We start from the raw sequence: 21,788 nt of genomic DNA on the forward strand, positions 1-21,788 counted from the left end.
TTGGCGGTTTCCGGGTTTTTATGTGTGGGGATTGCGTTCGATCAACAGGGAGGGCAAAACGCCATCCCGCGGCGGGCGCGGGATGGAAGGAGCAGGTTCAGACTTTGCGCACGAACTCGGACTTGAGTTTCATCGGGCCGATACCGTCGATCTTGCAGTCGATATCGTGGTCGCCGTCGCACAGGCGGATGTTTTTGACCTTGGTGCCGACCTTGACCACCAGGGACGTGCCCTTGACCTTGAGGTCCTTGATCACGGTGATGGTGTCGCCGTCCTGCAGGACGTTGCCCACAGAGTCTTTCTTCACGGTTTCATCGCCGGCTGCTTCGGTCTCGCCAGTGGCGGACCACTCATGGGCGCATTCCGGGCAGATCAGCTGGGCGCCGTCTTCGTAGGTGAATTCGGAATTGCATTTTGGGCAGGGTGGCAACGTGCTCACTAAAGCTCCTTAACGGTCAGGATGGCTAAAGTCGCACATTATATAGGGAATTGGACCAAGGGCGGGGACGTGAATTGGCAATGCAAACCAAATGTGGGAGGGGGCGTGCTCCCACATGGGGTATTTCTAGTGTGTGCGGGCGACCGCAAACTCGCTCAGTTCAACCAGGGCGTCCCGGTATTCGCTGGCGGGAATGGCATCCAGGCACTTGATCGCACGGGCCACATAATCGCGTGCCAGTTGTGCGGTGTAGTCCAGGGAGCCGGAAGCTTCCACGGCGGCGCGAATGCTTTCCAGGTCTTCGATCCCGCCTTTCTGGATCGCTTTGCGCACCAGGGCTTTCTGTTCCGGCGTGCCTTCGCGCATGGTGTAGATCAGCGGCAGCGTCGGTTTGCCTTCGGCCAGGTCATCGCCGACGTTCTTGCCCAGGGTTTCGGCGTCGCCGCGGTAGTCGAGCAGGTCGTCCACCAGTTGGAACGCTACGCCCAGGTGGTCACCAAAGGTGCGCAGGGCTTCGGCCTGTTCGGCGGTCGCGCCACACAAGGCAGCGGCGCTGTGGGTGGAGGCTTCGAAGAGCATCGCGGTCTTGCCGCGAATCACTTCCATATAGGTTTCTTCGGTGGTGCTGGCATCGCGGACTTTCGACAGTTGCAGCACTTCGCCTTCGGCGATGATGCGCGTGGCCTGTGAAAGAATCTTCATCACCGGCATCGAACCCAGTTCGACCATCATCTCGAACGAGCGCGAGTACAGGAAGTCGCCCACCAGTACGCTGGGGGCGTTGCCCCACATGGCATTGGCGGTTTCGCGACCGCGGCGCATGCCGGACATGTCGACCACGTCGTCATGCAGCAAGGTGGCGGTGTGCAGGAACTCGATGGTGGCGGCCAGCAGGCGCAGGTCATCGCCTTCGCGGCCCAGGGCCTTGCCACACAGCAGCACTAATAAAGGACGCAGACGTTTGCCGCCCGCCGACGTAATGTAGTCGCCGATTTTCGAGACCAGCGGCACTTTAGACGTCAGCTGCTGCTTGATGATGCCGTCGACGGCGCTAAAATCGTCCGCGACCGCGCGGTAGAAAGCTTGGGGTTGCATCAGCGACAGTCGCTCCAGAAGGGTTGCGCGGCATGCTAGGACCCTGACCCCCAGGTGTCAAGGCGCGATAGACGGCTACTTGCAACGCACCAAAGCCTTGCGTACAATCGCGCACCCTGAACTTCCTGGGCAGCACCTGCCTTACGCAATTGCATTCGGGACGTCCATCCCATGCAGCCATGCCAGCCAATACCTCTTCTTATAAAGCGCTGGGTGAGCAGGATTATCGGAGAAATACCATGTCGTACGCAGTAATTGTTACTGGTGGCAAGCAATACAAGGTCGCCCCAGGTGAATACCTGAAGATCGAAAAACTGGAAGTCGCTACCGGCGAATCCGTGACTTTTGATCGCGTTCTGTTGGTCGCCAATGGCGATGACGTGAACATCGGCGCCCCCGTTGTTGCTGGCGCTACCGTTGTGGCTGAAGTGATCTCCCAAGGTCGTCACGATAAAGTCCGCATCATCAAGTTCCGTCGTCGTAAGCACCACATGAAGCGTATGGGCCACCGCCAGTGGTACACCGAGATCAAAATCACCGGTATTCAGGCTTAATTTCAGCCTAATTCCTCACTAGGAGAATTGACTCATGGCACACAAAAAAGCTGGTGGTAGTACCCGTAACGGTCGCGACTCAGAAGCCAAACGCCTTGGCGTGAAGATGTATGGCGGCCAGGTTATCATTCCGGGCAACATCATCGTGCGTCAGCGCGGCACCCAATTCCACGCCGGTTACGGTGTTGGCATGGGTAAAGATCACACTCTCTTCGCTAAAGTCGAAGGCGTGATCAAGTTCGAAGTAAAAGGCGCCTTCGGTCGCCGTTACGTGAGCATTGTCCCGAAGACTGACGTCGTCGCGGCATAATTACGTAGTTGCTGGAAAAGCCCTGTCTCGCGACGGGGCTTTTTCGTTTGTGGAGTGAGTCTCTTGCAAAGCTGTTTGTAATGAGCTCAAGCGCTGGATTTGCGGTCGTTGATTGAGGTCGCTGCGCTCATTTTTGCAAGAGTCTTATGTCTTGGTTTCTTAAGCTCGTCCATGCGGCGAGAGGCGTTTTGTTATGAAGTTCGTTGATGAAGTATCCATCCGAGTAAAAGCAGGCGACGGCGGTAACGGTTGCATGAGTTTCCGTCGCGAAAAATTCATCGAAAACGGTGGCCCCAACGGCGGTGACGGCGGTGACGGCGGTTCCATCTACATGATGGCCGACGAAAACCTCAACACCCTGGTCGACTACCGTTACACCCGGCACTTCGATGCCGAGCGTGGTTCCAACGGCGGCAGCACCGACTGCACCGGTAAAAAAGGTGAGGACATGGTGCTGCGCGTACCGGTCGGCACCACGATCATCGACTCGGCCACCCAGGAAGTGATTGGCGACCTGACCAAGGCCGGCCAGAAACTGATGGTTGTGCAGGGCGGCTGGCACGGTCTGGGTAACACCCGATTCAAGTCCAGTACCAACCGTGCGCCGCGCCAGACCACGCCGGGCAAGCCGGGCGAGCAGCGTGATCTCAAGCTGGAAATGAAAGTCCTGGCCGACGTGGGCCTGCTGGGCCTGCCGAACGCCGGCAAAAGTACCTTCATCCGTTCGGTCTCGGCCGCCAAGCCGAAAGTCGCCGACTACCCGTTCACCACCCTGGTGCCAAACCTGGGCGTGGTCAGCGTCGACCGCTGGAAAAGCTTCGTGATCGCCGACATTCCCGGCCTGATCGAAGGCGCTTCCGATGGCGCCGGCCTGGGGATTCGCTTCCTCAAGCACTTGTCGCGGACCCGTTTGCTGCTGCACCTCGTCGACATGGCGCCGCTGGATGACACCAGCGCACCGGACGCCGCCGAAGTGATCGTCAACGAACTGACCAAGTTCAGCCCGTCCCTGGCTGAGCGTGATCGCTGGCTGGTGCTGAACAAGTGCGACCAGATCCTTGAAGAAGAGCACGAGGAGCGCGTCAAGGAAATCGTCGACCGCTTGGAGTGGACCGGTCCGGTCTACGTGATCTCGGCCATCGCCAAAGAAGGCACCGAGCGCCTGACCCGCGACATCATGCGCTACCTGGAAGACCGCGCCGACCGCCTGGCGGCCGATCCGGTGTTCAAGGCCGAACTGGCCGACCTCGACCAGCGCATCGAAGACGAAGCCCGCGCCCAGTTGCAGGCCCTGGACGACCAACGTGCCCTGCGCCGCAGCGGCGTGAAGTCGGTCCATGACATCGGCGACGATGATTGGGACGAAGAAGACGTGGATGACGAAGACGGTCCGGAAATCATTTACGTGCGTGACTGATCCGTTGCGATAAACTTGAACGCCGCTCCCAGGAGCGGCGTTTTGGTATCCGGGTATAACGTTATGGGCGGCGCTGGGTCGCGTGTAGCCCTCTATCTAAGGTTGAAGATGATGCGGAGCAAAGTGACAGGTGCGCAGCGCTGGGTCGTAAAGATCGGAAGTGCGCTGCTGACGGCGGATGGCAAGGGTCTGGATCGCGCCGCCATGAGCGTGTGGGTCGAGCAGATGGTGGCCTTGCATGAGGCCGGTGTCGAGTTGGTGCTGGTGTCGTCCGGGGCGGTTGCCGCCGGGATGAGCCGCCTCGGCTGGACCGCCCGACCCAGCGCGATGCACGAGCTGCAAGCCGCCGCCGCCATCGGTCAGATGGGCCTGGTGCAAGCCTGGGAATCCAGCTTTGCCGAGCACGGCTGCCACACGGCGCAGATCCTGCTGACCCACGACGACCTGTCCGACCGCAAGCGTTACCTCAACGCCCGCAGCACCTTGCGCACCCTGGTGGAGCTCAAGGTGATCCCGGTGATCAACGAGAACGACACGGTGGTCACCGACGAAATCCGCTTCGGCGACAACGACACCCTGGCCGCCCTGGTGGCCAACCTGGTGGAAGCCGACCTGCTGGTGATCCTCACCGACCGCGATGGTATGTTCGATGCCGACCCGCGCAACAACCCCGATGCCCAACTGATCTACGAAGCCCGCGCCGATGACCCGGCGCTGGACGCCGTGGCCGGCAGCGTCGGCGGCGCACTGGGCCGGGGCGGCATGCAGACCAAACTGCGTGCCGCACGTTTGGCGGCGCGTTCGGGGGCCCACACCATCATCGTCGGCGGGCGCCTGGAGCGCGTGCTCGATCGCCTCAAGGCCGGCGAGCGCATCGGTACGCTGCTGTCGCCGGAACGCGGCATGCTCGCGGCGCGCAAGCAGTGGCTGGCCGGGCATCTGCAAACCCGTGGCACGCTGGTGCTGGACGACGGTGCCGTAGCGGCGCTGTCCCAAGGCCACAAGAGCTTGCTGCCGGTGGGCGTCAAACTGGTGCAGGGCAGCTTCCGCCGTGGCGAAATGGTGGTGTGCGTAGCGCCGGACGGTCGTGAGATCGCCCGCGGCCTGGCCAACTACAGCGCCGTTGAAGCGCAGAAAATTATTGGACAATCGTCCGACGCGATTGTCGGACTCTTGGGTTATATGGCCGAGCCGGAACTGGTTCACCGCGACAACCTGATCCTGGTTTAACCAAAGGAATACACCATGCGTGTGATGAAGGGATTGCTTGGCCTGCTGTTGGCCCTGCCGTTGCTGGCCTCGGCCGAAGAGATCGGCCAGGTGTCGACGGTGTTCAAATTCGTCGGCCCCAACGACCGGATCGTGGTCGAAGCCTTCGATGACCCCAAGGTCGACGGCGTGACCTGCTACTTGTCCCGCGCCAAGACCGGCGGCGTCAAAGGCGGCCTGGGCCTGGCCGAAGACCGTGCCGAAGCCTCGATTGCCTGCCGCCAGGTTGGGACGATCCGCTTCAAGGGCGAGCTCAAGGACGGCGAGGAAGTGTTCAAGGAGCGGACCTCGCTGGTGTTCAAGACCATGCAGGTGGTGCGCTTTCTCGACAAGAAGCGCAACACCTTGGTGTACCTGGTTTACAGCGACCGTCTGATCGAGGGCAGCCCGCAGAATGCCGTGACGGCAATTCCGATTTTGCCGTGGCCGACCGCTCAGTAACCAGCAGGCGAGTTTTGTCATCGGCGTCTATGATTGCAGGCTTGCGGGTTGTAATCTCGAACAGCCGCACTGCAAAGAACATGGGAAATCTGGAGTTCGTCATGAGTGCTTTCCACGACCTGAAACTCAAAGCGTTGGACGGACAAGAGCTGCCGCTGGCGCCCTTCAAGGGCAAAGTCGTACTGGTGGTCAACGTGGCCTCCAAATGTGGCTTGACCCCGCAATACGCGGCGTTGGAAAAACTCTATCAGCAATACAAGGACCAGGGCTTTACCGTGCTTGGCCTGCCCTGTAACCAGTTTGCAGGCCAGGAACCGGGCACCGAGAAAGAAATCCAGGAGTTCTGCAGCCTCAATTACGGAGTGAGCTTTCCCCTGGGCAGCAAACTCGATGTGAACGGCCCTGAGCGTCACCAGTTGTACCGCTTGCTGGCGGGCGAGGGTGCCGAGTTTCCTGGGGATATCACCTGGAATTTCGAGAAGTTCCTGCTGGGTAAAGACGGGCGGGTGCTGGCGCGCTTCTCGCCGCGTACGGCGCCGGACGATCCGACCGTCGTCCTGGCCATCGAAAAAGCCCTGAGCTGACCCTACCCCTGTAAGAGCGAGCAAGCTCGCTCTTACAGGGGGCGCGGCGTTTCTAGCCCTTAATCACCCCGATCAATAGTGCTACTCAGCCCTGCCTGCGCCCCATATTATCGGCATCATAAACCCCGTCTTTCGTGGAGTGTTGCCATGCCTGTCCAAGCCTTGTTCAAACCGTTCCAGCTCGGAGCACTGCACTTGTCGTCCCGCGTGGTCATGGCGCCGATGACCCGTTCGTTTTCGCCGGGGGGCGTGCCCAATGCCAAGGTCATCGAGTACTACCGGCGCCGTGCCGCAGCGGGCGTGGGCCTGATCATCACCGAGGGCACCGTGGTCGGTCACCCGGCCTCCAACGGTTACCCGAACGTCCCGCATTTTTACGGTGAGGCCGCGCTGGCCGGTTGGAAGAAAGTCGTTGACGCCGTGCATGCCGAAGGCGGCAAGATCGTCCCGCAGCTCTGGCATGTGGGCAGTGTGCGTCGTATCGGCACCGAGCCTGACGCCAGCGTGCCGGCGTACGGACCGATGGAAAAACTCAAGGACGGCAACGTGGTCGTCCACGGCATGACCGCCCAGGACATCAAGGACGTCATCGCCGCCTTCGCCCAGGCCGCCGAGGACGCTCAGCGCATCGGCATGGACGGCGTGGAAATCCACGGTGCCCACGGTTACCTGGTGGACCAGTTCTTCTGGGAAGGCAGCAACCAGCGCACCGACGAATACGGCGGCAGCCTGGCCAATCGTTCGCGTTTTGCCATCGAACTGATCCAGGCCACCCGCGCCGCCGTGGGCCCGGACTTTCCGATCATCTTCCGTTTCTCCCAGTGGAAGCAGCAGGATTACACCGCGCGCCTGGTGCAAACACCGGAGGCGCTGGGTGAATTCCTCAAGCCGCTGTCCGACGCTGGTGTGGATATTTTCCACTGCTCCACCCGCCGGTTCTGGGAGCCGGAGTTCGAAGGTTCCGACCTCAACCTGGCCGGCTGGACGCGCCAGCTCACCGGCAAGCCGACGATCACCGTTGGCAGTGTCGGCCTGGATGGCGAGTTCCTGCAGTTCATGGTCAACACCGACAAGGTCGCGCAACCGGCCAGCCTGGAGAAGCTGCTGGAGCGCCTGAACAACGATGAGTTCGATCTGGTCGCCGTAGGTCGGGCGCTGCTGGTCGACCCGGATTGGGCGGTGAAGGTGCGCGAAGGGCGCGAGGGCGACATCCTGCCGTTCAGTCGTGAGGCGTTGACGACCCTGGTGTAAGCGGCTTCAGGACGGGCACTGGGTGCCCGTCCTCGCACACCCCGCGCAGTTGGCGCTCGAACTGCTCGATAATCGCCGCCCAACCTTGGCGACTGGCATGCTGGCGGGCATTGAGCCTGACTCTGCGCAAGGTTTCACGCTCCTCCAGCAGCCAGATCGCCGCATCGCAAAACGCGTCCTCATCCCCCGGCATCGCCAGCACGCCGTTGTAGCCATGACGGATATGCTGGGTGGCGGCGGCCTGGTCATAAGCCACCACGCCGAGCCCGGAGGCCATGGCTTCCAGCACCACATTACCGAAGGTTTCGGTCAGGCTCGGGAACAGAAACAGATCGCCTGATGCGTAATGCCGTGCCAGCTCTTCGCCGCGCTGGGTGCCGCAAAACACCGCTTCGGGCAAATCGTGCTCCAGCAATGCGCGTTGCGGCCCATCGCCAACGATGACCAGCTTCAGGCGTCTCTGTGGATAACTGCTCTGCAAGGCGTCGAAGCAGCGCTTGAGCAGCCCGAGGTTTTTTTCTTGGGCCAGGCGCCCGACATGCAGCACAGCCAAATCGTCGTTGCCCAGGCCCCAGCGTTCGCGCAAGGCATTATCGCGCCTGGCGGGGTGGAACAACTGGCTGTCGACCCCGCGCGACAACATCCCCAGCCGCTCGAAATGCCGGCGCTCCAGTTCCAGGCGCTGGCTGGCGCTGGGTACCAGCGTCAACGTCGAACGGTTGTGAAACCAGCGCAGGTAATGCGTGACCACACGGCTCAATAGGCTCAGGCCGTACTGGTTGGAATACTGCTGGAAATTGGTATGAAAACCGCTGACCACACTGATCCCCAAACGCCTTGCCGCACGCAGCGCCGACAGCCCCAGTGGGCCTTCGGTGGCGATATACAGCACATCGGGGCGTTGGCGCGTCCAGCGTCGCAGCAATTTGTGCATCGACGACTGGCCCCATTGCAGGCCGGGATAACCCGGCAGCGGCCAGCCGCGGCACAGCAGCAACTCAGCGTCACTGGGCCGGGTCTGGTCGACACCCTGGCGTGGACGTACCAGCTCGACTTGATGGCCGCGCGCGCGCAAACCCTCGCACAGACGGCCAAGGGTATTGGCCACCCCGTTGATCTCAGGCGGGAAGGTTTCGGTGATCAGAGTGATGTGAAGCGAAGCTGTCGTCATGACCCACAGTGTCGCTGTGGGCTATGTCGTCATTGTGTCACCCAGATGATGGATTTATGACGTGGCCACGCTTTGCTGCGCCATCGCTTCGGCGCCCTGCTCGCGCACCCAGAACAACGTCGCGCCGGCCACCGCCGCCGGCATCATCAGCAGGTTGACCACCGGCACCAGCAGCACCAGGTAAACGATGCCGCCGAAGCTCATGCTCTGCCAGCGCTTCTGGCGCAGCCAGGCGAGCATTTCGTTCCAGCCCAGCTTGTGGTTATCCGCCGGGTAGTCGATGTATTGGATCGCCATCATCCACACGCCGAACAGCAGCCACAGCGGCGCGGCGATCAGGTTGACCACCGGGATGAACGACAGGATGAACAGGCCGATGGCCCGTGGCAGGAAGTAGCCCAGCTTGCGCATTTCCCGCGCGAGGGTGCGCGGTACCATGGCCGCCAGTTCGCCCCAACTGAACGCAGGAAAGTCATCGGTACCGCGTACGACCACCTCGACCTTTTCGGCAAGAAAACCGTTGAAGGGCGCTGCGATGATATTGGCGAGCATGGTGAAGGTGAAAAATACCATCAGCACCACCAGCACCACGAACAGCGGCCATAGCAGGTAATTCAAAAAGCTCAGCCAACTGGGGAGTGTCGGCATCAAATGATCGACCCACAGGCTGAACTGATGGCCGGCGAAATAGATCAAGCCGACGAACAGCACCAGGTTGATCGCCAGCGGCAGTAGCACAAACAGACGCAGGCCGGGGCTCAGCACCAGTTTGAGGCCTTCGCGCAGGTATTGCGGACCGGAAAGAACAGGGGCGGGCATGGAAGACTCCGAGCAGGATGACGAACGCGCCGACCTTACCGGCTTTGCATTCAGGGCGAAAGCGGCGACATCAGCGGTAACAAAGGCGTCGATTAACCGAGCCGACTGAATAGAGACCACCTATGAGCTGGATTGTTATTCCGTATTTCCTTAATCTTGCCCCCCTCTATACGCTGCACCCATTATTTTCAGGGCCTGCGAGTTCAAGCCTTCCCCAAGTGCTTCGTGGTCCCTTTTTTATTCCAGCCGCCTTGTTGTCCGGGTGGTCGATAGGAGTGAGTCATGTCTGATACCCGTCATTCGCGAGTGATTATTCTCGGTTCCGGCCCTGCCGGTTACAGCGCTGCCGTCTACGCTGCCCGAGCCAACCTCAAGCCACTGCTGATCACCGGCATGCAGGCGGGCGGTCAGTTGACCACCACCACTGAAGTCGACAACTGGCCGGGCGATGTCCACGGTCTGACTGGCCCGGTGCTCATGGAGCGTATGAAAGAACACGCCGAGCGCTTTGAGACCGAGATCGTGTTCGATCACATCAACAAAGTCGACTTCTCGAAAAAGCCTTACAGCCTGACCGGCGACAGCGGTGTCTACACCTGTGACGCGCTGATCATCGCCACCGGCGCCAGCGCCCGTTATCTGGGCCTGCCGTCGGAAGAAGCGTTCATGGGCAAGGGTGTGTCCGCCTGCGCCACCTGCGACGGTTTCTTCTACCGCAACAAGCCGGTCGCCGTGGTCGGCGGCGGCAACACCGCGGTGGAAGAAGCACTGTACCTGGCCAACATCGCCAGCACCGTGACCCTGGTTCACCGCCGCGAGACCTTCCGCGCCGAGAAGATCCTGATCGACAAGCTGAACGCCCGTGTCGCTGAAGGCAAGATCATCCTCAAGCTCAATGCCACCCTGGACGAAGTCCTGGGCGACAACATGGGCGTGACCGGTGCGCGCCTGAAGAACAACGATGGCAGCTTCGACGAGCTGAAAGTCGACGGCGTGTTCATCGCCATCGGCCACACCCCGAACACTTCGTTGTTCGAAGGCGTGCTGGATGCCAAAGACGGTTACCTGGTGGTGAAGGGTGGCCGTGAAGGCAATGCCACCGCGACCAACATCGAAGGCATCTTCGCGGCCGGCGACGTGGCCGACCACGTGTACCGCCAGGCGATCACCTCGGCCGGTGCCGGTTGCATGGCGGCGCTGGATGTCGAGCGTTACCTCGACGGTCTGCAGAACGCTTGAAGCTGAACCCGTTGATATGAAAAAACCGGCTGCGAGGCCGGTTTTTTTTGGGCAATTTAGCCCGCTCCCACATTTTGATCTGCGTTTGATTCAGGATTTGCGGGTCAGCGGCTGTGCGCTGAATTTCACACCGGTCAGGCCGTGCTCGATCAACGCCCGGATATTGCCATGGTCGCTGCCCTCAGGCGTGGCCAGTACCGAACGGTAATGCTCGCCAAACGCCAGCAAGGCTTGCTGATCGCTCAAGCCTTCCAGCAGGGCCAGGCCCAGGGTCTTGCACGAACCTTCGTTCTGCCCGGCAGCGTTTTCCACGGTGCCGTTGGTGAAAGCTTGTGGCTGATAGTCGTAACCGGCGGCAATGAAGGCCAGGGTGTCGGCGAAGAGATGTTCGCCGCTGTCGAGGCTGGCGCGCAGGGTGTTCAGGTCAGTCATGGGGTTTTCCTTTGGCGAACGCCGCCTGTTGTTCGGCGCTGGCTTCTTGCTGGTATTGGGCTTTCCATTCGGCGTACGGCATGCCGTACACCACTTCACGGGCGTCATCGAGGCTCAGCTCGATCTGGCGCGCGTCGGCCTCGGCCTTGTACCACTTGGACAGGCAGTTGCGGCAGAAACCGGCCAGGTTCATCAGGTCGATGTTCTGCACATCCTTGCGGCTGTCCAGGTGCGCCACCAGTCGGCGAAAGGCGGCGGCTTCGAGTTCGAGGCGTTGTTGGTCGTTCATAGGGCTCACTTGAATGTCAGCGGCTGGCCGCCAGAGTGATCGAAACCGACTCGGCAAAGCGCAGCGCATGGGGCTTGTCCACTTCGACTTCGGCGTACAGCACCGATTCGTTGCTCATCACAAGGTCCAGCAGTTCCTGGGTCAAGCGCTCGAGCAGGGCAAAGCGGTTGCCTTCCACGTGGGCGATGATCGCCTTGGTGATGGTGCGGTAGTTCAACGCATGGTCGATATCGTTGTCGCGCACGGCGTCCTGGGCGGCATACAGGATGGTCAGGTTGATCAGCACATCCTGTTTGTTGAGGATCTCGTCCTCATTGATGCCGATGTAGGTGCGCAGGCACAGGTCCTTGACCCGGATGCGCGCCATGCCTGGTTGAAGTTGTGGCATTGCTACTTGCTCCGTCCAATCAGTTGCAGGAACTCCATGCGCGTGGTGTTCGACTCGCGGAACGCGCCGAGCATCACCGAGGTGTTCATGGTTGAATTCTGTTTTTCCACACCGCGCATCATCATGCACATGTGCTTGGCTTCGATCACCACCGCGACGCCGGCAGCCTGGGTCACTTCCTGGATGGCATCGGCGATCTGGCGCGTGAGGTTTTCCTGGATTTGCAGGCGCCGGGCGAACATATCGACGATGCGTGCCAGCTTCGACAGGCCGAGCACCTTGCCGGTCGGAATATAGGCCACGTGGGCCCTGCCGATAAAGGGCAGCAAGTGATGTTCGCACAGCGAGTACAACTCGATGTCCTTGAGGATCACCATTTCATCATTGTCGGAGGCGAACAGGGCACCGTTGACGATTTCTTCCAGGTTCTGCTCATAGCCATGACACAGGTACTGCATGGCTTTGGCAGCGCGCTTGGGGGTGTCGAGCAAGCCTTCGCGCTCGGGGTCTTCACCCAGGCCCTTGAGGATCTCGCGGTAGTGGTGGGGCAGGGATAAAGTCATACAACATCCTCACAGACGGCTTACTTGATATGCCGCCCGCCGTTGACGGTCAGGGTGGTACCGGTGACATAGGGGTTATCCAGCAGGTAACGCACGCTCTGGTAGATCACCTCGGGCCCGGGCTCAATGCCCAGTGCCGACTTGGCCAGGACTTTGGCGCGGTAGGCCGCGTCATCGCCTTCGTTGAACATCACCATCGCGGGGGCTATGCCGTTGACCTTGATGTGCGGCGCGAACTGCGCGGCGAACGACAGCGTGAGGCTGTCGAGCCCGGCCTTGGTGGCGCAATAGGCAATGTGCTGGCGGCTGCCCTTGCGCACCACGTCGTCGCTGATATGCACGATGTCGGCAGGTGTCGAGCGTTGCAACAAAGGTGAACAATGCAGGTTGATCAGGTACGGCGCAAGCATGTGCACGCTGAACATGTCGATAAAAGCGCGGCTTTCGTCGCCTGGGGTTTCAGCGACCCAGGCCGAGGCGTTGTGGATGATTGCACGCAGGCTTTGGGTATGGGTATGCAGCTCAGCGATAAACGCCAGAATGCCTGCTTGCGTGGAAAAATCGGCGAACACGCCGATTGCACCGCGCTCGCGCAATGCCTGCACTCCGGGGCGTTCGCTGCGGTAGCTGAACATCACCGAGTGGCCCTCGTCCAGCAGGCGCTGGGCACAATGCAGGCCGACGCGCTGGCCGGCACCGGTGATCAGGATCGGGGCGTTTGTTGCAGTCATGGGCGGCTCGAATCGCGGGCAGGTCGAAACTATACCAGCGAGCGAGCACCCCTGTACTCAAGCAGGCGCTTGGGTGGTCTTGCGCGGTGGCGGTGTGGGGTGCAGCCAGTTCGCCAGCAGATGGGTCGACAGCGGGATGAACCCGTAAACCATCAGGGGCGTGAGCGCCAGGGTGCTCACGAGTACGCGAGGCGCCAGTGCCAGCTCGCTGAGCAACGGCCCGAGGACGAAGTTGAACAGCAGCGACACCGGGAAAAACGCCAGCCAGATCGCCACCGCTTGTTTCCAGCGCGGCGGGCGTGCGCCGACTGCGCCAAACCAGCCCTCGATGCCCCGCACGCGGTGCTCGGACGGGTCGGCGAACAGGTCGCTGCCACGGCCCAGCCACGCACTGCGGGACGCGGAAAACTCCCAGGCATGCAGGGTCTGTTCGTTGGCGAAACGGAAAATGATCTGGAATTCATCATCGTTGGGCGGCGGCGCGAGTACGCCTGAGCCCAGGTAGCCGGGGAAGTCGGTGGCCAATTGCTCGCCTTCGCGCAGCCAGGCCATCAATTCTTCATAACGACCTTTGGCCACGCGGCGCGCAACCATCAAGGTGACGGGTGAGGTAGACATCGTGTATCTCCAAGTAATCAGGTGCGCTGGGCCGGGTAGGCGGCGCACGAACGTAGCGGTCGGGTAAGGCCGCTACGTAAAAGCAGGCAAGGATTATTCCTGTTTTGCCGAAATACGCCAGCGTCTTCGGTCGGCTCGCCGTGCAGCTTGAATCGGGCGATTGAATAAGCGTTAAATGAGGTTCAAATCGAGACGGACTTTTTCTGACAGCTAATGCCCGAAACTATTGCTCCTCATCACGAAACGACGCACGCCAGCGTCAGTGATTCCGCTGATCTTTTTCCTATTCGTGAAGTCGCCAGGCTGACCGGCGTCAACCCGGTGACCTTGCGCGCCTGGGAGCGTCGCTACGGTCTTATCCAGCCAACCCGCACCGAAAGCGGGCATCGGTTGTACTCGAGCACCGATATCGACACCGTGCACCGTATTCTCGACTGGATCGAGCGCGGCGTCGCGGTGAGCAAAGTGGGCAAGATCCTGGCGCGTAACGACGCGCTCAGCGAACCCACCCAGCCTTCGCGCATCGATATCGAACGCGAATGGAGCCAGTGGCAGGATCACCTGCGGTTGGCAATCCACGGGTTTGACGACCGCGAGTTGGAGCGCGTGTACGGGCAGATTTTCGCCGCCTACCCCATCGCGGTGGTATTCCAGAATGTGCTCATGCCGTTATGGCAACAATTGCTGCGTCATCAGGGGCGCTTTGGTCAGGCCAGCGAGTGGCTGTTCTTCGATGCCTTCCTGCGGGCCCGCATTACGCAACGTTTGCAGATGATCAATGCTTCGGCGGCGCCTCGGGTGTTGCTGTCGGCGATTGCCGGAGAGTGCCGGGAGCTGGAGCTGTTGGTGGCGGGGTTGTTGATCGGCACCGATGACCTGGCAGTGAAGGTGCTCAGCGTCGGTCAGCCTTTCGACGAGTTGACGCTTATCTGCGAGAAGACCCGGCCGCAAGCGCTGGTGCTGTTTTCCAATCGCTCGCCCAGCTCCGAGCTGCCGTCGCGGCTCAAGCGCCTGGCGCTGACCCTGGATTGTCCGTTACTCCTGGCAGGCGACGCTTCGGATCTGGCAGAGCAAAGCCTGGCGGGATCTTCCATCGGCTGCCTGGGCAATGACGGGCGATCGATGCAGCACCGTTTGCAGTTGTTTCTGGGCGGTACCCTGGACACCTGATCTCAGGCGTGGACTTCAGGGTGTATCAAGCGATGCTGATGCAGGATGAACTGGCGCAGGCGCTCGGTTTCATCCGCGTCGCTTTGATCCAGGCGGTAGGCGAACAGGCCTCGGGCGCTTTCACGCTCCAGCGTGCCACGCAGGGCGATGCGTTCGTAGCCCGAAGGGCTGAACCACAGGGAAAAGGTCTTGGGTGGCTTGATCCGGCCTCGGATTTCCACCAGTACACCCTTGAATGACACTTCATGCACCCAATAGGCGCTGGGGTTGCCTCGGACATTCTCCAGCGCAACCGGTGTTTCCAGGGCCAGGCGCCACGGGCGAATCATCGGTCCGTCTTCAAAAATGGTCGGCACGCCCAGGCGCAGGTGCACCGCATGAAATTCGTCCTCTACCAGGTGCAGGGGGAACGTCAGTTGCTGGTTCTCGAACTGTGCCTGGATGGTGAGTTGATCATGGGCGGCCAAGCGGGTGAGCAAGTCGCGTATTTGTGCACCGCCGTTGACGGTGAGGCTCGACGACGCATCCCGCAGGTTGAGCTGCGGGTTGTGTTGCATCCTTTGGATAAAATCCAGCTCATCCTGCGTCAGAAGCGCGTCGCGGTGCATAGCGTATGCTCAAGGGGAGGCATTAAAACGCCATTATCCTCTTAATGGCCGAGTTTCCTAACCTTTGTTCGATCCGCTCGTCGCTTTGAGGGTTGCCAGTTCGACCTTTACCTGAGCCAGTTCCGCTTCGAGCTGGGCGACGCGCTGTTGGGCTTTGACCTGAAGGGTCACATCCTTCTGCACGCCAACGAAATACGTCTGCTTGTCGGCCGCGTTGTACACCGTCGACAGCGACAGCTCATTCCAGAAGTGGCTGCCGTCCTTGCGATAGTTACGCAGGGTTTCCCGGCAGGAACCGCCCTGTTCCAGGGTATCGCGAATGGCGATCAGGGCCGGCTGGTCGCGGTCGCCCGACTGCAGGAAGCGACAATCCTGATAGAGAATTTCATCCGGGGTGTAGCCGGTCATCCGTTCAAATGCCGGGTTGACGTAGATCAGCGGCTTGTCCCGGCCTTCCCGCTCGGCGATCACGATGCCGTCGTTGGAGGCGTTGATCACCATTTGCATCAGTTGCGCGTTGATCATTGAGCGCTCCTTGGCGTGTGGTTGGTTCTGGCAGTTTATGATAGGCGTTGAATGTTGCACGGTGTGCGCCGAAATAGTGGCGACAACTGCTAATATCCCACGCTTTCGCTCAACCACAGGATCAGATTGATGAAAGTCGCCATCCTTTCCGGCTCGGTGTACGGCACGGCTGAAGACGTCGCCCGTCACGCCACTGGCATCCTTAAAGCCGCCGGTTTCGACGCCTGGCATAACCCGCGTGCAACCCTCGCCGATGTGCAGGCCTTTGCCCCTGAAGCCTTCCTGGCGGTGACCTCCACCACCGGCATGGGGGAGTTGCCCGACAACCTCCAGCCGTTGTATTCGACGATTCGCGATCAACTCCCCGCTGCGTGGCGCGGCCTGCCCGGCGCCGTGATCGGCCTGGGCGACGCCAGTTACGGCGATACCTTTTGTGCCGGCGGCGAGCAAATGCGCGAGCTGTTCGCCGAATTGGGCCTGCGTGAAGTGCTGCCGATGTTGCGCCTGGATGCCAGCGAAAGTGTCACGCCGGAAACCGACGCCGAGCCCTGGTTGGCCGAACTGGTCACTGCGCTGCGCGCTTGAGCGGGAACTCGCGCAGTAGCGCCAGCCAGGCCTGGGCGGCTTTGGACAGGTAGGCGCCCTCGCGCCAGATAAAGGCAATATCCCAGCGCAGGAAGTCGGGCGCCTTCAGCGTAAGCCGCACCACGCCGGGTCGCACCAGCCCCCGGGCGACCACGCTGGGCAACAGCACCACGCCTTGGCCGGCCGCGACCAGGGCTGCAAGAAAATCCGCCTGGCCGCTACGGCCGATTTCCTTCGGGGTAAAGCCCAACTGCTGACACGCCTGCATCAGTCGGTCGTTGAGCACGAAGCTGCGTTGATACATCAGGAACGGCGTGTCGGCCAATTCCTCCAGGCGCACGTGAGCGTTGTCGGCCAACGGATGATCCATCGGCAACAGCGCATCCAGCGGCTCATCGCAGAAAGCCTGCCAGGCGAACGCCGGATCGCTGGGCTTCAAGCTGCCGCCCACTTCCAGTTCGCCGTTCAGGATCGCCTGTTCGATATTGCGGCTGCCGCCCTCGAGCAACTGAATGGTCACATTCGGATAGCGCCTGCGGTACTCGGCGAACAACTCGGCGAACAAGGTGTCGCCGCCCAGCAACGGCAGGCCCAGGCGCAGTTCGCCGCGGGTCAGTTGCTGCATGTCGTCGAGTTCGCTGAGCAGTTCGGTGTGCAGGCGCAACATCGCTTCGGCCCGTTGCAGCACGACTTGGCCGGCGGCGGTCAGGCGGATCTGCGAACCGATGCGGTCGAGCAGTGGCGTGCCGAGGCTGTGCTCCAACTGCGCCACCTGCTTGCTGACGGCTGACTGGCTGATATGCAGGGTTTTCCCGGCCTGGGTAAAACCACCACGTCGAATCACTTCGACAAAGCTGCGTAGCTGTTTGAATTCCATTGGCCTGATTCCAGTTTGGAATGGATGGCAGTCTAACAATTCGCTGTGGGGATGGAAGAGGGCTCTCTAAAATGGAGGCTTGCGAGGATCCAAAGCCCATGAAACGTTTCAGCTTCAAGCATCTTATCCGTCTGCTGATTGAACTGGCCGTGCTGCTGGCCATTTACCAGTTGGGCACCCAATTGGCCGTCTGGCTGGCGTGGCCGGTGCCTGGTGGCGTGGTCGGCCTGGGCCTGTTGCTGGCCGCCTTCGCCACCGGCCTGGTCAAACCGGCAGCCCTGGAATTGGGCGCTGGGGTGTTGATGGCGGAAATGCTGCTGTTCTTCATTCCTGCACTGATGAGCCTGTTGGACTACGGTGGCCTGATGCGCAACGAGGGCTGGCGCATTCTGTTGGTGATCGGCTTCAGCACGTTGGCGGTGATGTTGGTGACGGCGTTCACGGTGGAAGCCGTCTGCCGCTGGAGGCTGCGCCATGAAGCTTGAACCGATGCCGATGTTCTGGCTCGCCTTGACCCTGACCACCTATCTATTCAGCCGCTGGATCTACCGGCGCACCGGGCGCTACCTGCTGTCGCCGCTGATCCTGGTGCCGGTGTTGCTGCTGGCGGTGGCCGTGCCGATGCACACCGCGTATGCCGAGTACGCCGCCGACACCCACTGGCTGATGTTGATACTGGGGCCGGTCACTGTGGCGTTCGCGGTGCCGATCTGGCAGCAGCGCCGGTTGTTGGCGCGGCACTGGTCGGCGTTGCTGCTGGGCATGGTGGCGGGCAGCGTGGCGTCCATCGGCACCTCGTTCGGCCTGGCCAAAGCGCTGGCGCTGGACAGCGCGGTGACGATGTCCCTGGTGCCCCGTTCGATCACCACGCCGTTCGCCATGCCGGTGTCGTCTGACCTGGGCGGTGTGCCGGAGTTGACTGCTGTATTCGTGATGTTCACCGGCGTGTTCGGCGCCATGCTCGGCGGTGTGCTGCTCAAGTGGCTGCCGCTGCGTACGCCGCTGGCCCGTGGCGCGTTGTTCGGCGTGGGCGCCCACGGCGCAGGCGTCAGCCGGGCCCATGAAGTGGGCGGCGAAGAGGGTTCCGTCGCCGGCCTGGTGATGGTGTTGACGGGTTTGCTCAATCTGTTCGCCGCGCCTTTGTTGGCGGCGCTTCTCTGACGCGATGTGGGCGCACTTCAACTATTCTCATGACTGACTCGTTCAGTCATCAAGCTGGCTGCGAAGGCAACTACCCCAGCCATGAGGTCTGACTAGACTGGCCCATCACAGAAAAAAAATAATAAAAAATGCGCCAAGGAGGTCATTACCGTGAGCTTAGCCCCTGCTGCATCGTCACCGACTGTCAAAGGCCAGGTCAGCGCCGCCGAATGGCAAACCCGTGTCGACCTCGCCGCCTGCTATCGCCTGGTCGCGCTGCATGGCTGGGATGATCTGATCTTCACCCATATCTCGGCCAAGGTGCCGGGCACCGATGACTTCCTGATCAACCCGTACGGGCTGATGTTCCACGAGATCACCGCCTCGAGCCTGGTCAAGGTCGACCAGGCCGGCAACAAGCGGATGGACAGCCCCTACGAGATCAACCCGGCGGGCTACACCATCCACAGCGCTATCCATGAAGTTCGCCATGACGTGACATGCGTGCTGCACACTCACACCGCCGCCGGTGTCGCGGTGGCGGCGCAGAAGCAGGGCGTGTTGCCGATCAGCCAGCAGTCGATATTCGTGCTGTCGAGCCTGGCCTATCACGCCTACGAAGGCGTGGCGTTGAACCACGACGAGAAGGCCCGCTTGCAGGCCGACCTTGGCGACAAAAACTTCCTGATGCTGCACAACCACGGTCTGCTGACCTGCGGCGGCAGCATCGCCGATACCTTTCTGATGATGTTCACCTTCCAGCGTGCCTGCGACATCCAAGTGCTGGCGCAAAGCGGCGGGGTGGAATTGATCGCCATCGAGCCGCCGATTCTTGCCGGTGCCAAGGCGATGGTGGCGGCGGTCACCAAGAGCGCACACGGTATGGGCGGCGCGCTGGCCTGGCCGGCGTTGCTGCGCAAGCTGGACAGTCTAGACCCAGGGTATAAAAGCTGATGCCTCTCGCCGAGATCCCGCTCAGAGCCTGGCGCAAGCACGGTCGGGAATTCGTCTTTCGTGGCCACGCCATCCGCTACTGGGTGGCGGGGCAGGGCGAACCGCTGCTGCTGATCCACGGCTTCCCCACCGCCAGTTGGGACTGGCATTACCTGTGGCAACCCCTGGCCCAGCGCAACCTGGTGATCGCCTGCGACATGCTCGGCTTTGGCGATTCGGACAAACCGCTGGACCACACCTATTGCCTGCTGGAACAGGCGGATCTGCAACAGGCCTTGCTGGAACATCTGCGGGTGACGCAGCCGGTTCACGTGTTGGCTCACGACTACGGTGACAGCGTGGCCCAGGAACTGTTGGCACGGCATTACGAAGGCCGGTTCGAGATGGCCAGTTGTGTGTTTCTCAACGGTGGCTTGTTCCCCGAAACCCATCGCACGGCGTTGGTGCAAAAGCTGCTGCTCAGCCCCCTGGGCTGGATGATTGGCCGCGCCTTTGGACGCAACGCTTTGTCCGACAATTTCAGCCTGATTTTCGGCCCCGACACCCGCCCCAGTGAAAGCGCCCTGGACGATTTCTGGAGCCTGATCAGTTGCAACGAGGGCACGCGCATCCTGCATAAATTGATCGCCTATATTCCCCAGCGTCGGCGTTTGCGTGAACGCTGGGTGGGGGCGATGCAGCGCGGCGAAGTGCCGCTGCGGGTGATCGACGGCGAGATCGACCCGATCTCTGGCGCGCACATGGTCGAGCGTTACCAACAATTGGTGCCCCACGCCGACACGGTACTGCTGGCCAATATCGGTCACTATCCGCAGATCGAGGCGCCGGTGCAGGTGCTCAAGCATTACCAGGCCTTTCGTGAGCAGATCGTTCAGTCGGTCGCGCGCGTGGCGTATTCCTAACCGCTCCTACGGGACTGTGGGTAATCATCCCCTGGCCTTATCGGGCACTATTCAGCCGCAAGCGTATTTATTGTGACCCGTGGCCCCTTGCCGGACACTCGACCTATTCCCCTTGTCGCCATTGGAGTTCGGTATGAGTCAGTCAGTGCAGTTTCAGGATAAGGTCGTGATCGTCACCGGTGCCGGCGGCGGATTGGGGCGGGCCCATGCGCTGCTGTTCGCCCGGCACGGGGCCAAGGTCCTGGTCAATGATCTGGGCGGTTCCACCCAGGGCGAGGGCGCCAATGCCTCGGCCGCCGACCGGGTGGTGGCCGAGATTCGTGCCGCCGGCGGTATCGCCGAGGCCAACCATGACTCTGTCACCGACGGTGACAAAATCGTGCATAACGCCCTCGACGTCTTCGGTCGCGTCGATGTGGTGGTGAACAACGCCGGCATCCTGCGCGACAAGACCTTCCACAAAATGGAGGACAGCGACTGGGACCTGGTTTACCGGGTGCACGTCGAAGGTGCCTACAAAGTCACCCGCGCCGCCTGGCCCCACCTGCGTGAGCAAAGCTACGGCCGGGTGATCTTCACTGCGTCCACCTCGGGCATCTACGGCAACTTCGGCCAGTCCAACTACGGCATGGCCAAGCTCGGTCTGTATGGCCTGACCCGCACCCTGGCCCTGGAAGGGCGCAAGAACAACATCCTGGTCAACGCCATCGCCCCCACCGGCGGTACGCGCATGACCGAAGGCCTGATTCCGCCCCAAGTCTTCGAACGCCTCAAACCCGAGCTGGTCAGCCCGCTGGTGGTGTACCTGGGCAGCGAGGCGTGCCAGGAAACCTCGGGATTGTTCGAGGTGGGCGGTGGCTGGATCGGCAAGACTCGCTGGGAGCGCAGCCTGGGCGTGGGCTTCGACCCCGAGGCCGGGTTCTCGCCCGAGGATGTGGCGGCGCACTGGCAACAGATCTGCGATTTCGACGGCGCAGCCCATCCCAAGGACAATATCGAAGCCTTGAAGGAGATGATGGCCAACTTGCAGAAATACAGCCTGTGATCGTTGTCCGATAGAGATCCAATCCCACGGGGCGCTCATGGCGCCCCGTTTTATTTCAGGCAAAAAAAAGCCGCTACAAGCGTAGCGGCTGAAGTAAGACGTTAGATTAAGGAGCTACAAATCAACGTCAGTGAACACTGGTAACAGATTGAAAACGTTGATCAATCCATTCAAGTCTGGCTTGTCTTCCGGTTGTGGAAGCGGGCGGTTTGCCCTGAAAGCGAGGCCAGAATAGTCGCTTGTAACAAAATGAGTAATAGCACTTCAGGACAAGGACCGTTACGGATAACGCAACAGTTTTGCCACGCGCCATCCATGCCCCTGATAACCCGCTATCCACCCCATCCATAGGCCCGCGCAGGCCCAGGCCAG

The 21,788-nt window shown here is 61.1% G+C and carries 28 protein-coding genes; 15 read left to right on the plus strand and 13 right to left on the minus strand.

The window, feature by feature from the left end:
- Positions 1-97: 97 nt before the first annotated feature.
- Together ACLH0J_RS09065 and ACLH0J_RS09070 are read right to left on the minus strand one after the other, a co-directional pair.
- Entirely contained in the window at positions 98-439 is a 342-nt protein-coding gene (locus ACLH0J_RS09065; RefSeq protein ID WP_010566225.1) for a zinc ribbon domain-containing protein YjdM, read from the minus strand.
- A gap of 126 nt (positions 440-565) precedes the next feature.
- Positions 566-1,534 (minus strand): polyprenyl synthetase family protein, encoded by a 969-nt coding sequence (locus ACLH0J_RS09070; protein WP_010566226.1) that lies wholly within the window; start codon positions 1,532-1,534, stop codon positions 566-568.
- A gap of 239 nt (positions 1,535-1,773) precedes the next feature.
- On the opposite strand from ACLH0J_RS09070, the gene rplU reads away from it, so the two are divergent.
- The 7 genes from rplU to ACLH0J_RS09105 all read left to right on the plus strand — a co-directional run bounded on the left by rplU (position 1,774) and on the right by ACLH0J_RS09105 (position 7,360).
- A complete protein-coding gene (gene rplU, locus ACLH0J_RS09075; protein WP_007950961.1) occupies positions 1,774-2,088 on the plus strand; it encodes a 50S ribosomal protein L21 in 315 nt (104 codons plus the stop codon).
- 34 nt (positions 2,089-2,122) lie between these two features.
- The gene (gene rpmA, locus ACLH0J_RS09080) at positions 2,123-2,398 is read left to right on the plus strand and encodes a 50S ribosomal protein L27 (protein ID WP_024077370.1); all 276 of its coding nucleotides are present in this window, start codon (positions 2,123-2,125) and stop codon (positions 2,396-2,398) included.
- Between the two features lie 193 nt (positions 2,399-2,591).
- The gene (gene cgtA / locus ACLH0J_RS09085; RefSeq protein ID WP_411391690.1) at positions 2,592-3,815 is read left to right on the plus strand and encodes an Obg family GTPase CgtA; all 1,224 of its coding nucleotides are present in this window, start codon (positions 2,592-2,594) and stop codon (positions 3,813-3,815) included.
- 111 nt (positions 3,816-3,926) lie between these two features.
- Positions 3,927-5,045 (plus strand): glutamate 5-kinase, encoded by a 1,119-nt coding sequence (gene proB, locus ACLH0J_RS09090; RefSeq protein WP_411391691.1) that lies wholly within the window; start codon positions 3,927-3,929, stop codon positions 5,043-5,045.
- A gap of 15 nt (positions 5,046-5,060) precedes the next feature.
- Positions 5,061-5,525, plus strand: coding sequence for a CreA family protein (locus ACLH0J_RS09095; protein ID WP_411391692.1), 465 nt, complete (start codon positions 5,061-5,063; stop codon positions 5,523-5,525).
- Between the two features lie 101 nt (positions 5,526-5,626).
- Entirely contained in the window at positions 5,627-6,109 is a 483-nt protein-coding gene (locus ACLH0J_RS09100; RefSeq protein WP_411391693.1) for a glutathione peroxidase, read from the plus strand.
- Positions 6,110-6,256: 147 nt separating this feature from the next.
- A complete protein-coding gene (locus tag ACLH0J_RS09105; RefSeq protein ID WP_411391694.1) occupies positions 6,257-7,360 on the plus strand; it encodes an NADH:flavin oxidoreductase in 1,104 nt (367 codons plus the stop codon).
- On the opposite strand, the gene ACLH0J_RS09110 is transcribed toward ACLH0J_RS09105, so the two are convergent.
- On the minus strand, positions 7,329-8,531 hold the full coding sequence (locus tag ACLH0J_RS09110) for a glycosyltransferase family 4 protein (RefSeq protein ID WP_411391695.1): 1,203 nt from the start codon (positions 8,529-8,531) through the stop codon (positions 7,329-7,331). The genes ACLH0J_RS09105 and ACLH0J_RS09110 overlap by 32 nt on opposite strands.
- A 54-nt stretch (positions 8,532-8,585) precedes the next feature.
- Positions 8,586-9,350, minus strand: coding sequence for a sulfate transporter CysZ (gene cysZ, locus ACLH0J_RS09115; RefSeq protein ID WP_411391696.1), 765 nt, complete (start codon positions 9,348-9,350; stop codon positions 8,586-8,588).
- A 282-nt stretch (positions 9,351-9,632) separates the two neighbouring features.
- Here cysZ and trxB point away from each other — a divergent pair, with 282 nt between their 5' ends.
- Entirely contained in the window at positions 9,633-10,589 is a 957-nt protein-coding gene (gene trxB, locus ACLH0J_RS09120; RefSeq protein WP_411391697.1) for a thioredoxin-disulfide reductase, read from the plus strand.
- Positions 10,590-10,679: 90 nt separating this feature from the next.
- Here the strand turns inward: trxB and ACLH0J_RS09125 are convergent, their stop codons facing one another.
- From ACLH0J_RS09125 to ACLH0J_RS09150, 6 genes are read right to left on the minus strand one after another with little or no spacing between them, the layout of a single operon-like run.
- A complete protein-coding gene (locus tag ACLH0J_RS09125; RefSeq protein ID WP_411391698.1) occupies positions 10,680-11,021 on the minus strand; it encodes a HopJ type III effector protein in 342 nt (113 codons plus the stop codon).
- On the minus strand, positions 11,014-11,310 hold the full coding sequence (locus tag ACLH0J_RS09130; RefSeq protein ID WP_078834165.1) for a DUF1244 domain-containing protein: 297 nt from the start codon (positions 11,308-11,310) through the stop codon (positions 11,014-11,016). Before ACLH0J_RS09130 ends, ACLH0J_RS09125 begins: the two co-directional genes overlap by 8 nt.
- 16 nt (positions 11,311-11,326) lie before the next feature.
- A complete protein-coding gene (gene folX / locus ACLH0J_RS09135) occupies positions 11,327-11,698 on the minus strand; it encodes a dihydroneopterin triphosphate 2'-epimerase (RefSeq protein ID WP_026140129.1) in 372 nt (123 codons plus the stop codon).
- Positions 11,699-11,700: 2 nt separating this feature from the next.
- Positions 11,701-12,261, minus strand: a complete 561-nt coding sequence (gene folE / locus ACLH0J_RS09140) for a GTP cyclohydrolase I FolE (RefSeq protein WP_010566239.1) — start codon at positions 12,259-12,261, stop codon at positions 11,701-11,703.
- A 20-nt stretch (positions 12,262-12,281) separates the two neighbouring features.
- On the minus strand, positions 12,282-12,992 hold the full coding sequence (folM, locus tag ACLH0J_RS09145) for a dihydromonapterin reductase (protein WP_411391699.1): 711 nt from the start codon (positions 12,990-12,992) through the stop codon (positions 12,282-12,284).
- 57 nt (positions 12,993-13,049) lie between these two features.
- On the minus strand, positions 13,050-13,610 hold the full coding sequence (locus ACLH0J_RS09150) for an antibiotic biosynthesis monooxygenase (protein WP_411391700.1): 561 nt from the start codon (positions 13,608-13,610) through the stop codon (positions 13,050-13,052).
- 213 nt (positions 13,611-13,823) lie between these two features.
- On the opposite strand from ACLH0J_RS09150, the gene ACLH0J_RS09155 reads away from it, so the two are divergent.
- Positions 13,824-14,780, plus strand: coding sequence for a MerR family transcriptional regulator (locus ACLH0J_RS09155; RefSeq protein WP_411391701.1), 957 nt, complete (start codon positions 13,824-13,826; stop codon positions 14,778-14,780).
- A 2-nt stretch (positions 14,781-14,782) separates the two neighbouring features.
- Here ACLH0J_RS09155 and ACLH0J_RS09160 read toward each other — a convergent pair whose 3' ends face one another.
- Together ACLH0J_RS09160 and ACLH0J_RS09165 are read right to left on the minus strand one after the other, a co-directional pair.
- Entirely contained in the window at positions 14,783-15,388 is a 606-nt protein-coding gene (locus ACLH0J_RS09160; protein WP_411391702.1) for a hypothetical protein, read from the minus strand.
- Positions 15,389-15,445: 57 nt separating this feature from the next.
- Entirely contained in the window at positions 15,446-15,913 is a 468-nt protein-coding gene (locus ACLH0J_RS09165; RefSeq protein ID WP_411391703.1) for a PAS domain-containing protein, read from the minus strand.
- A 129-nt stretch (positions 15,914-16,042) separates the two neighbouring features.
- Here ACLH0J_RS09165 and ACLH0J_RS09170 point away from each other — a divergent pair, with 129 nt between their 5' ends.
- Positions 16,043-16,498: a flavodoxin gene (locus tag ACLH0J_RS09170; RefSeq protein WP_411391704.1), complete on the plus strand. Its 456-nt coding sequence runs from the start codon at positions 16,043-16,045 to the stop codon at positions 16,496-16,498.
- Here the strand turns inward: ACLH0J_RS09170 and ACLH0J_RS09175 are convergent.
- Positions 16,479-17,375, minus strand: coding sequence for a LysR substrate-binding domain-containing protein (locus tag ACLH0J_RS09175; protein ID WP_411391705.1), 897 nt, complete (start codon positions 17,373-17,375; stop codon positions 16,479-16,481). The genes ACLH0J_RS09170 and ACLH0J_RS09175 overlap by 20 nt on opposite strands.
- Before the next feature lie 98 nt (positions 17,376-17,473).
- On the opposite strand from ACLH0J_RS09175, the gene ACLH0J_RS09180 reads away from it, so the two are divergent.
- From ACLH0J_RS09180 to ACLH0J_RS09200, 5 genes are all read left to right on the plus strand, one after another.
- Positions 17,474-17,860, plus strand: a complete 387-nt coding sequence (locus ACLH0J_RS09180; protein WP_411391706.1) for a CidA/LrgA family protein — start codon at positions 17,474-17,476, stop codon at positions 17,858-17,860.
- Entirely contained in the window at positions 17,850-18,536 is a 687-nt protein-coding gene (locus ACLH0J_RS09185) for an LrgB family protein (RefSeq protein ID WP_411391707.1), read from the plus strand. The genes ACLH0J_RS09180 and ACLH0J_RS09185 overlap by 11 nt, the downstream gene beginning before the upstream one ends.
- A 150-nt stretch (positions 18,537-18,686) precedes the next feature.
- Positions 18,687-19,469 carry a class II aldolase/adducin family protein gene (locus ACLH0J_RS09190; RefSeq protein WP_411391708.1) on the plus strand — a complete coding sequence of 261 codons (783 nt, stop codon included), beginning with the start codon at positions 18,687-18,689 and terminating at the stop codon, positions 19,467-19,469.
- Positions 19,469-20,371 (plus strand): alpha/beta fold hydrolase, encoded by a 903-nt coding sequence (locus ACLH0J_RS09195; protein WP_411391709.1) that lies wholly within the window; start codon positions 19,469-19,471, stop codon positions 20,369-20,371. Before ACLH0J_RS09190 ends, ACLH0J_RS09195 begins: the two co-directional genes overlap by 1 nt.
- Positions 20,372-20,504: 133 nt before the next feature.
- Entirely contained in the window at positions 20,505-21,416 is a 912-nt protein-coding gene (locus tag ACLH0J_RS09200) for an SDR family oxidoreductase (protein ID WP_411391710.1), read from the plus strand.
- Positions 21,417-21,788: the final 372 nt, after the last annotated feature.

This window comes from Pseudomonas sp. MPB23, from assembly GCF_046605395.1.
Classification (GTDB): domain Bacteria; phylum Pseudomonadota; class Gammaproteobacteria; order Pseudomonadales; family Pseudomonadaceae; genus Aquipseudomonas.

Excerpts from the sequence above, each read along its gene's own strand:
- ACLH0J_RS09070 (WP_010566226.1), bottom strand. The coding sequence starts at position 1,534 with ATGCAACCCCAAGCTTTCTACCGCGCGGTCGCGGACGATTTTAGCGCC.
- rplU (WP_007950961.1), top strand. The coding sequence starts at position 1,774 with ATGTCGTACGCAGTAATTGTTACTGGTGGCAAGCAATACAAGGTCGCC.
- rpmA (WP_024077370.1), top strand. The coding sequence starts at position 2,123 with ATGGCACACAAAAAAGCTGGTGGTAGTACCCGTAACGGTCGCGACTCA.
- cgtA (WP_411391690.1), top strand. The coding sequence starts at position 2,592 with ATGAAGTTCGTTGATGAAGTATCCATCCGAGTAAAAGCAGGCGACGGC.
- proB (WP_411391691.1), top strand. The coding sequence starts at position 3,927 with ATGCGGAGCAAAGTGACAGGTGCGCAGCGCTGGGTCGTAAAGATCGGA.
- ACLH0J_RS09095 (WP_411391692.1), top strand. The coding sequence starts at position 5,061 with ATGCGTGTGATGAAGGGATTGCTTGGCCTGCTGTTGGCCCTGCCGTTG.
- ACLH0J_RS09100 (WP_411391693.1), top strand. The coding sequence starts at position 5,627 with ATGAGTGCTTTCCACGACCTGAAACTCAAAGCGTTGGACGGACAAGAG.
- ACLH0J_RS09105 (WP_411391694.1), top strand. The coding sequence starts at position 6,257 with ATGCCTGTCCAAGCCTTGTTCAAACCGTTCCAGCTCGGAGCACTGCAC.
- ACLH0J_RS09110 (WP_411391695.1), bottom strand. The coding sequence starts at position 8,531 with ATGACGACAGCTTCGCTTCACATCACTCTGATCACCGAAACCTTCCCG.
- cysZ (WP_411391696.1), bottom strand. The coding sequence starts at position 9,350 with ATGCCCGCCCCTGTTCTTTCCGGTCCGCAATACCTGCGCGAAGGCCTC.
- trxB (WP_411391697.1), top strand. The coding sequence starts at position 9,633 with ATGTCTGATACCCGTCATTCGCGAGTGATTATTCTCGGTTCCGGCCCT.
- ACLH0J_RS09125 (WP_411391698.1), bottom strand. The coding sequence starts at position 11,021 with ATGACTGACCTGAACACCCTGCGCGCCAGCCTCGACAGCGGCGAACAT.
- ACLH0J_RS09130 (WP_078834165.1), bottom strand. The coding sequence starts at position 11,310 with ATGAACGACCAACAACGCCTCGAACTCGAAGCCGCCGCCTTTCGCCGA.
- folX (WP_026140129.1), bottom strand. The coding sequence starts at position 11,698 with ATGCCACAACTTCAACCAGGCATGGCGCGCATCCGGGTCAAGGACCTG.
- folE (WP_010566239.1), bottom strand. The coding sequence starts at position 12,261 with ATGACTTTATCCCTGCCCCACCACTACCGCGAGATCCTCAAGGGCCTG.
- folM (WP_411391699.1), bottom strand. The coding sequence starts at position 12,992 with ATGACTGCAACAAACGCCCCGATCCTGATCACCGGTGCCGGCCAGCGC.
- ACLH0J_RS09150 (WP_411391700.1), bottom strand. The coding sequence starts at position 13,610 with ATGTCTACCTCACCCGTCACCTTGATGGTTGCGCGCCGCGTGGCCAAA.
- ACLH0J_RS09155 (WP_411391701.1), top strand. The coding sequence starts at position 13,824 with ATGCCCGAAACTATTGCTCCTCATCACGAAACGACGCACGCCAGCGTC.
- ACLH0J_RS09160 (WP_411391702.1), bottom strand. The coding sequence starts at position 15,388 with ATGCACCGCGACGCGCTTCTGACGCAGGATGAGCTGGATTTTATCCAA.
- ACLH0J_RS09165 (WP_411391703.1), bottom strand. The coding sequence starts at position 15,913 with ATGATCAACGCGCAACTGATGCAAATGGTGATCAACGCCTCCAACGAC.
- ACLH0J_RS09170 (WP_411391704.1), top strand. The coding sequence starts at position 16,043 with ATGAAAGTCGCCATCCTTTCCGGCTCGGTGTACGGCACGGCTGAAGAC.
- ACLH0J_RS09175 (WP_411391705.1), bottom strand. The coding sequence starts at position 17,375 with ATGGAATTCAAACAGCTACGCAGCTTTGTCGAAGTGATTCGACGTGGT.
- ACLH0J_RS09180 (WP_411391706.1), top strand. The coding sequence starts at position 17,474 with ATGAAACGTTTCAGCTTCAAGCATCTTATCCGTCTGCTGATTGAACTG.
- ACLH0J_RS09185 (WP_411391707.1), top strand. The coding sequence starts at position 17,850 with ATGAAGCTTGAACCGATGCCGATGTTCTGGCTCGCCTTGACCCTGACC.
- ACLH0J_RS09195 (WP_411391709.1), top strand. The coding sequence starts at position 19,469 with ATGCCTCTCGCCGAGATCCCGCTCAGAGCCTGGCGCAAGCACGGTCGG.
- ACLH0J_RS09200 (WP_411391710.1), top strand. The coding sequence starts at position 20,505 with ATGAGTCAGTCAGTGCAGTTTCAGGATAAGGTCGTGATCGTCACCGGT.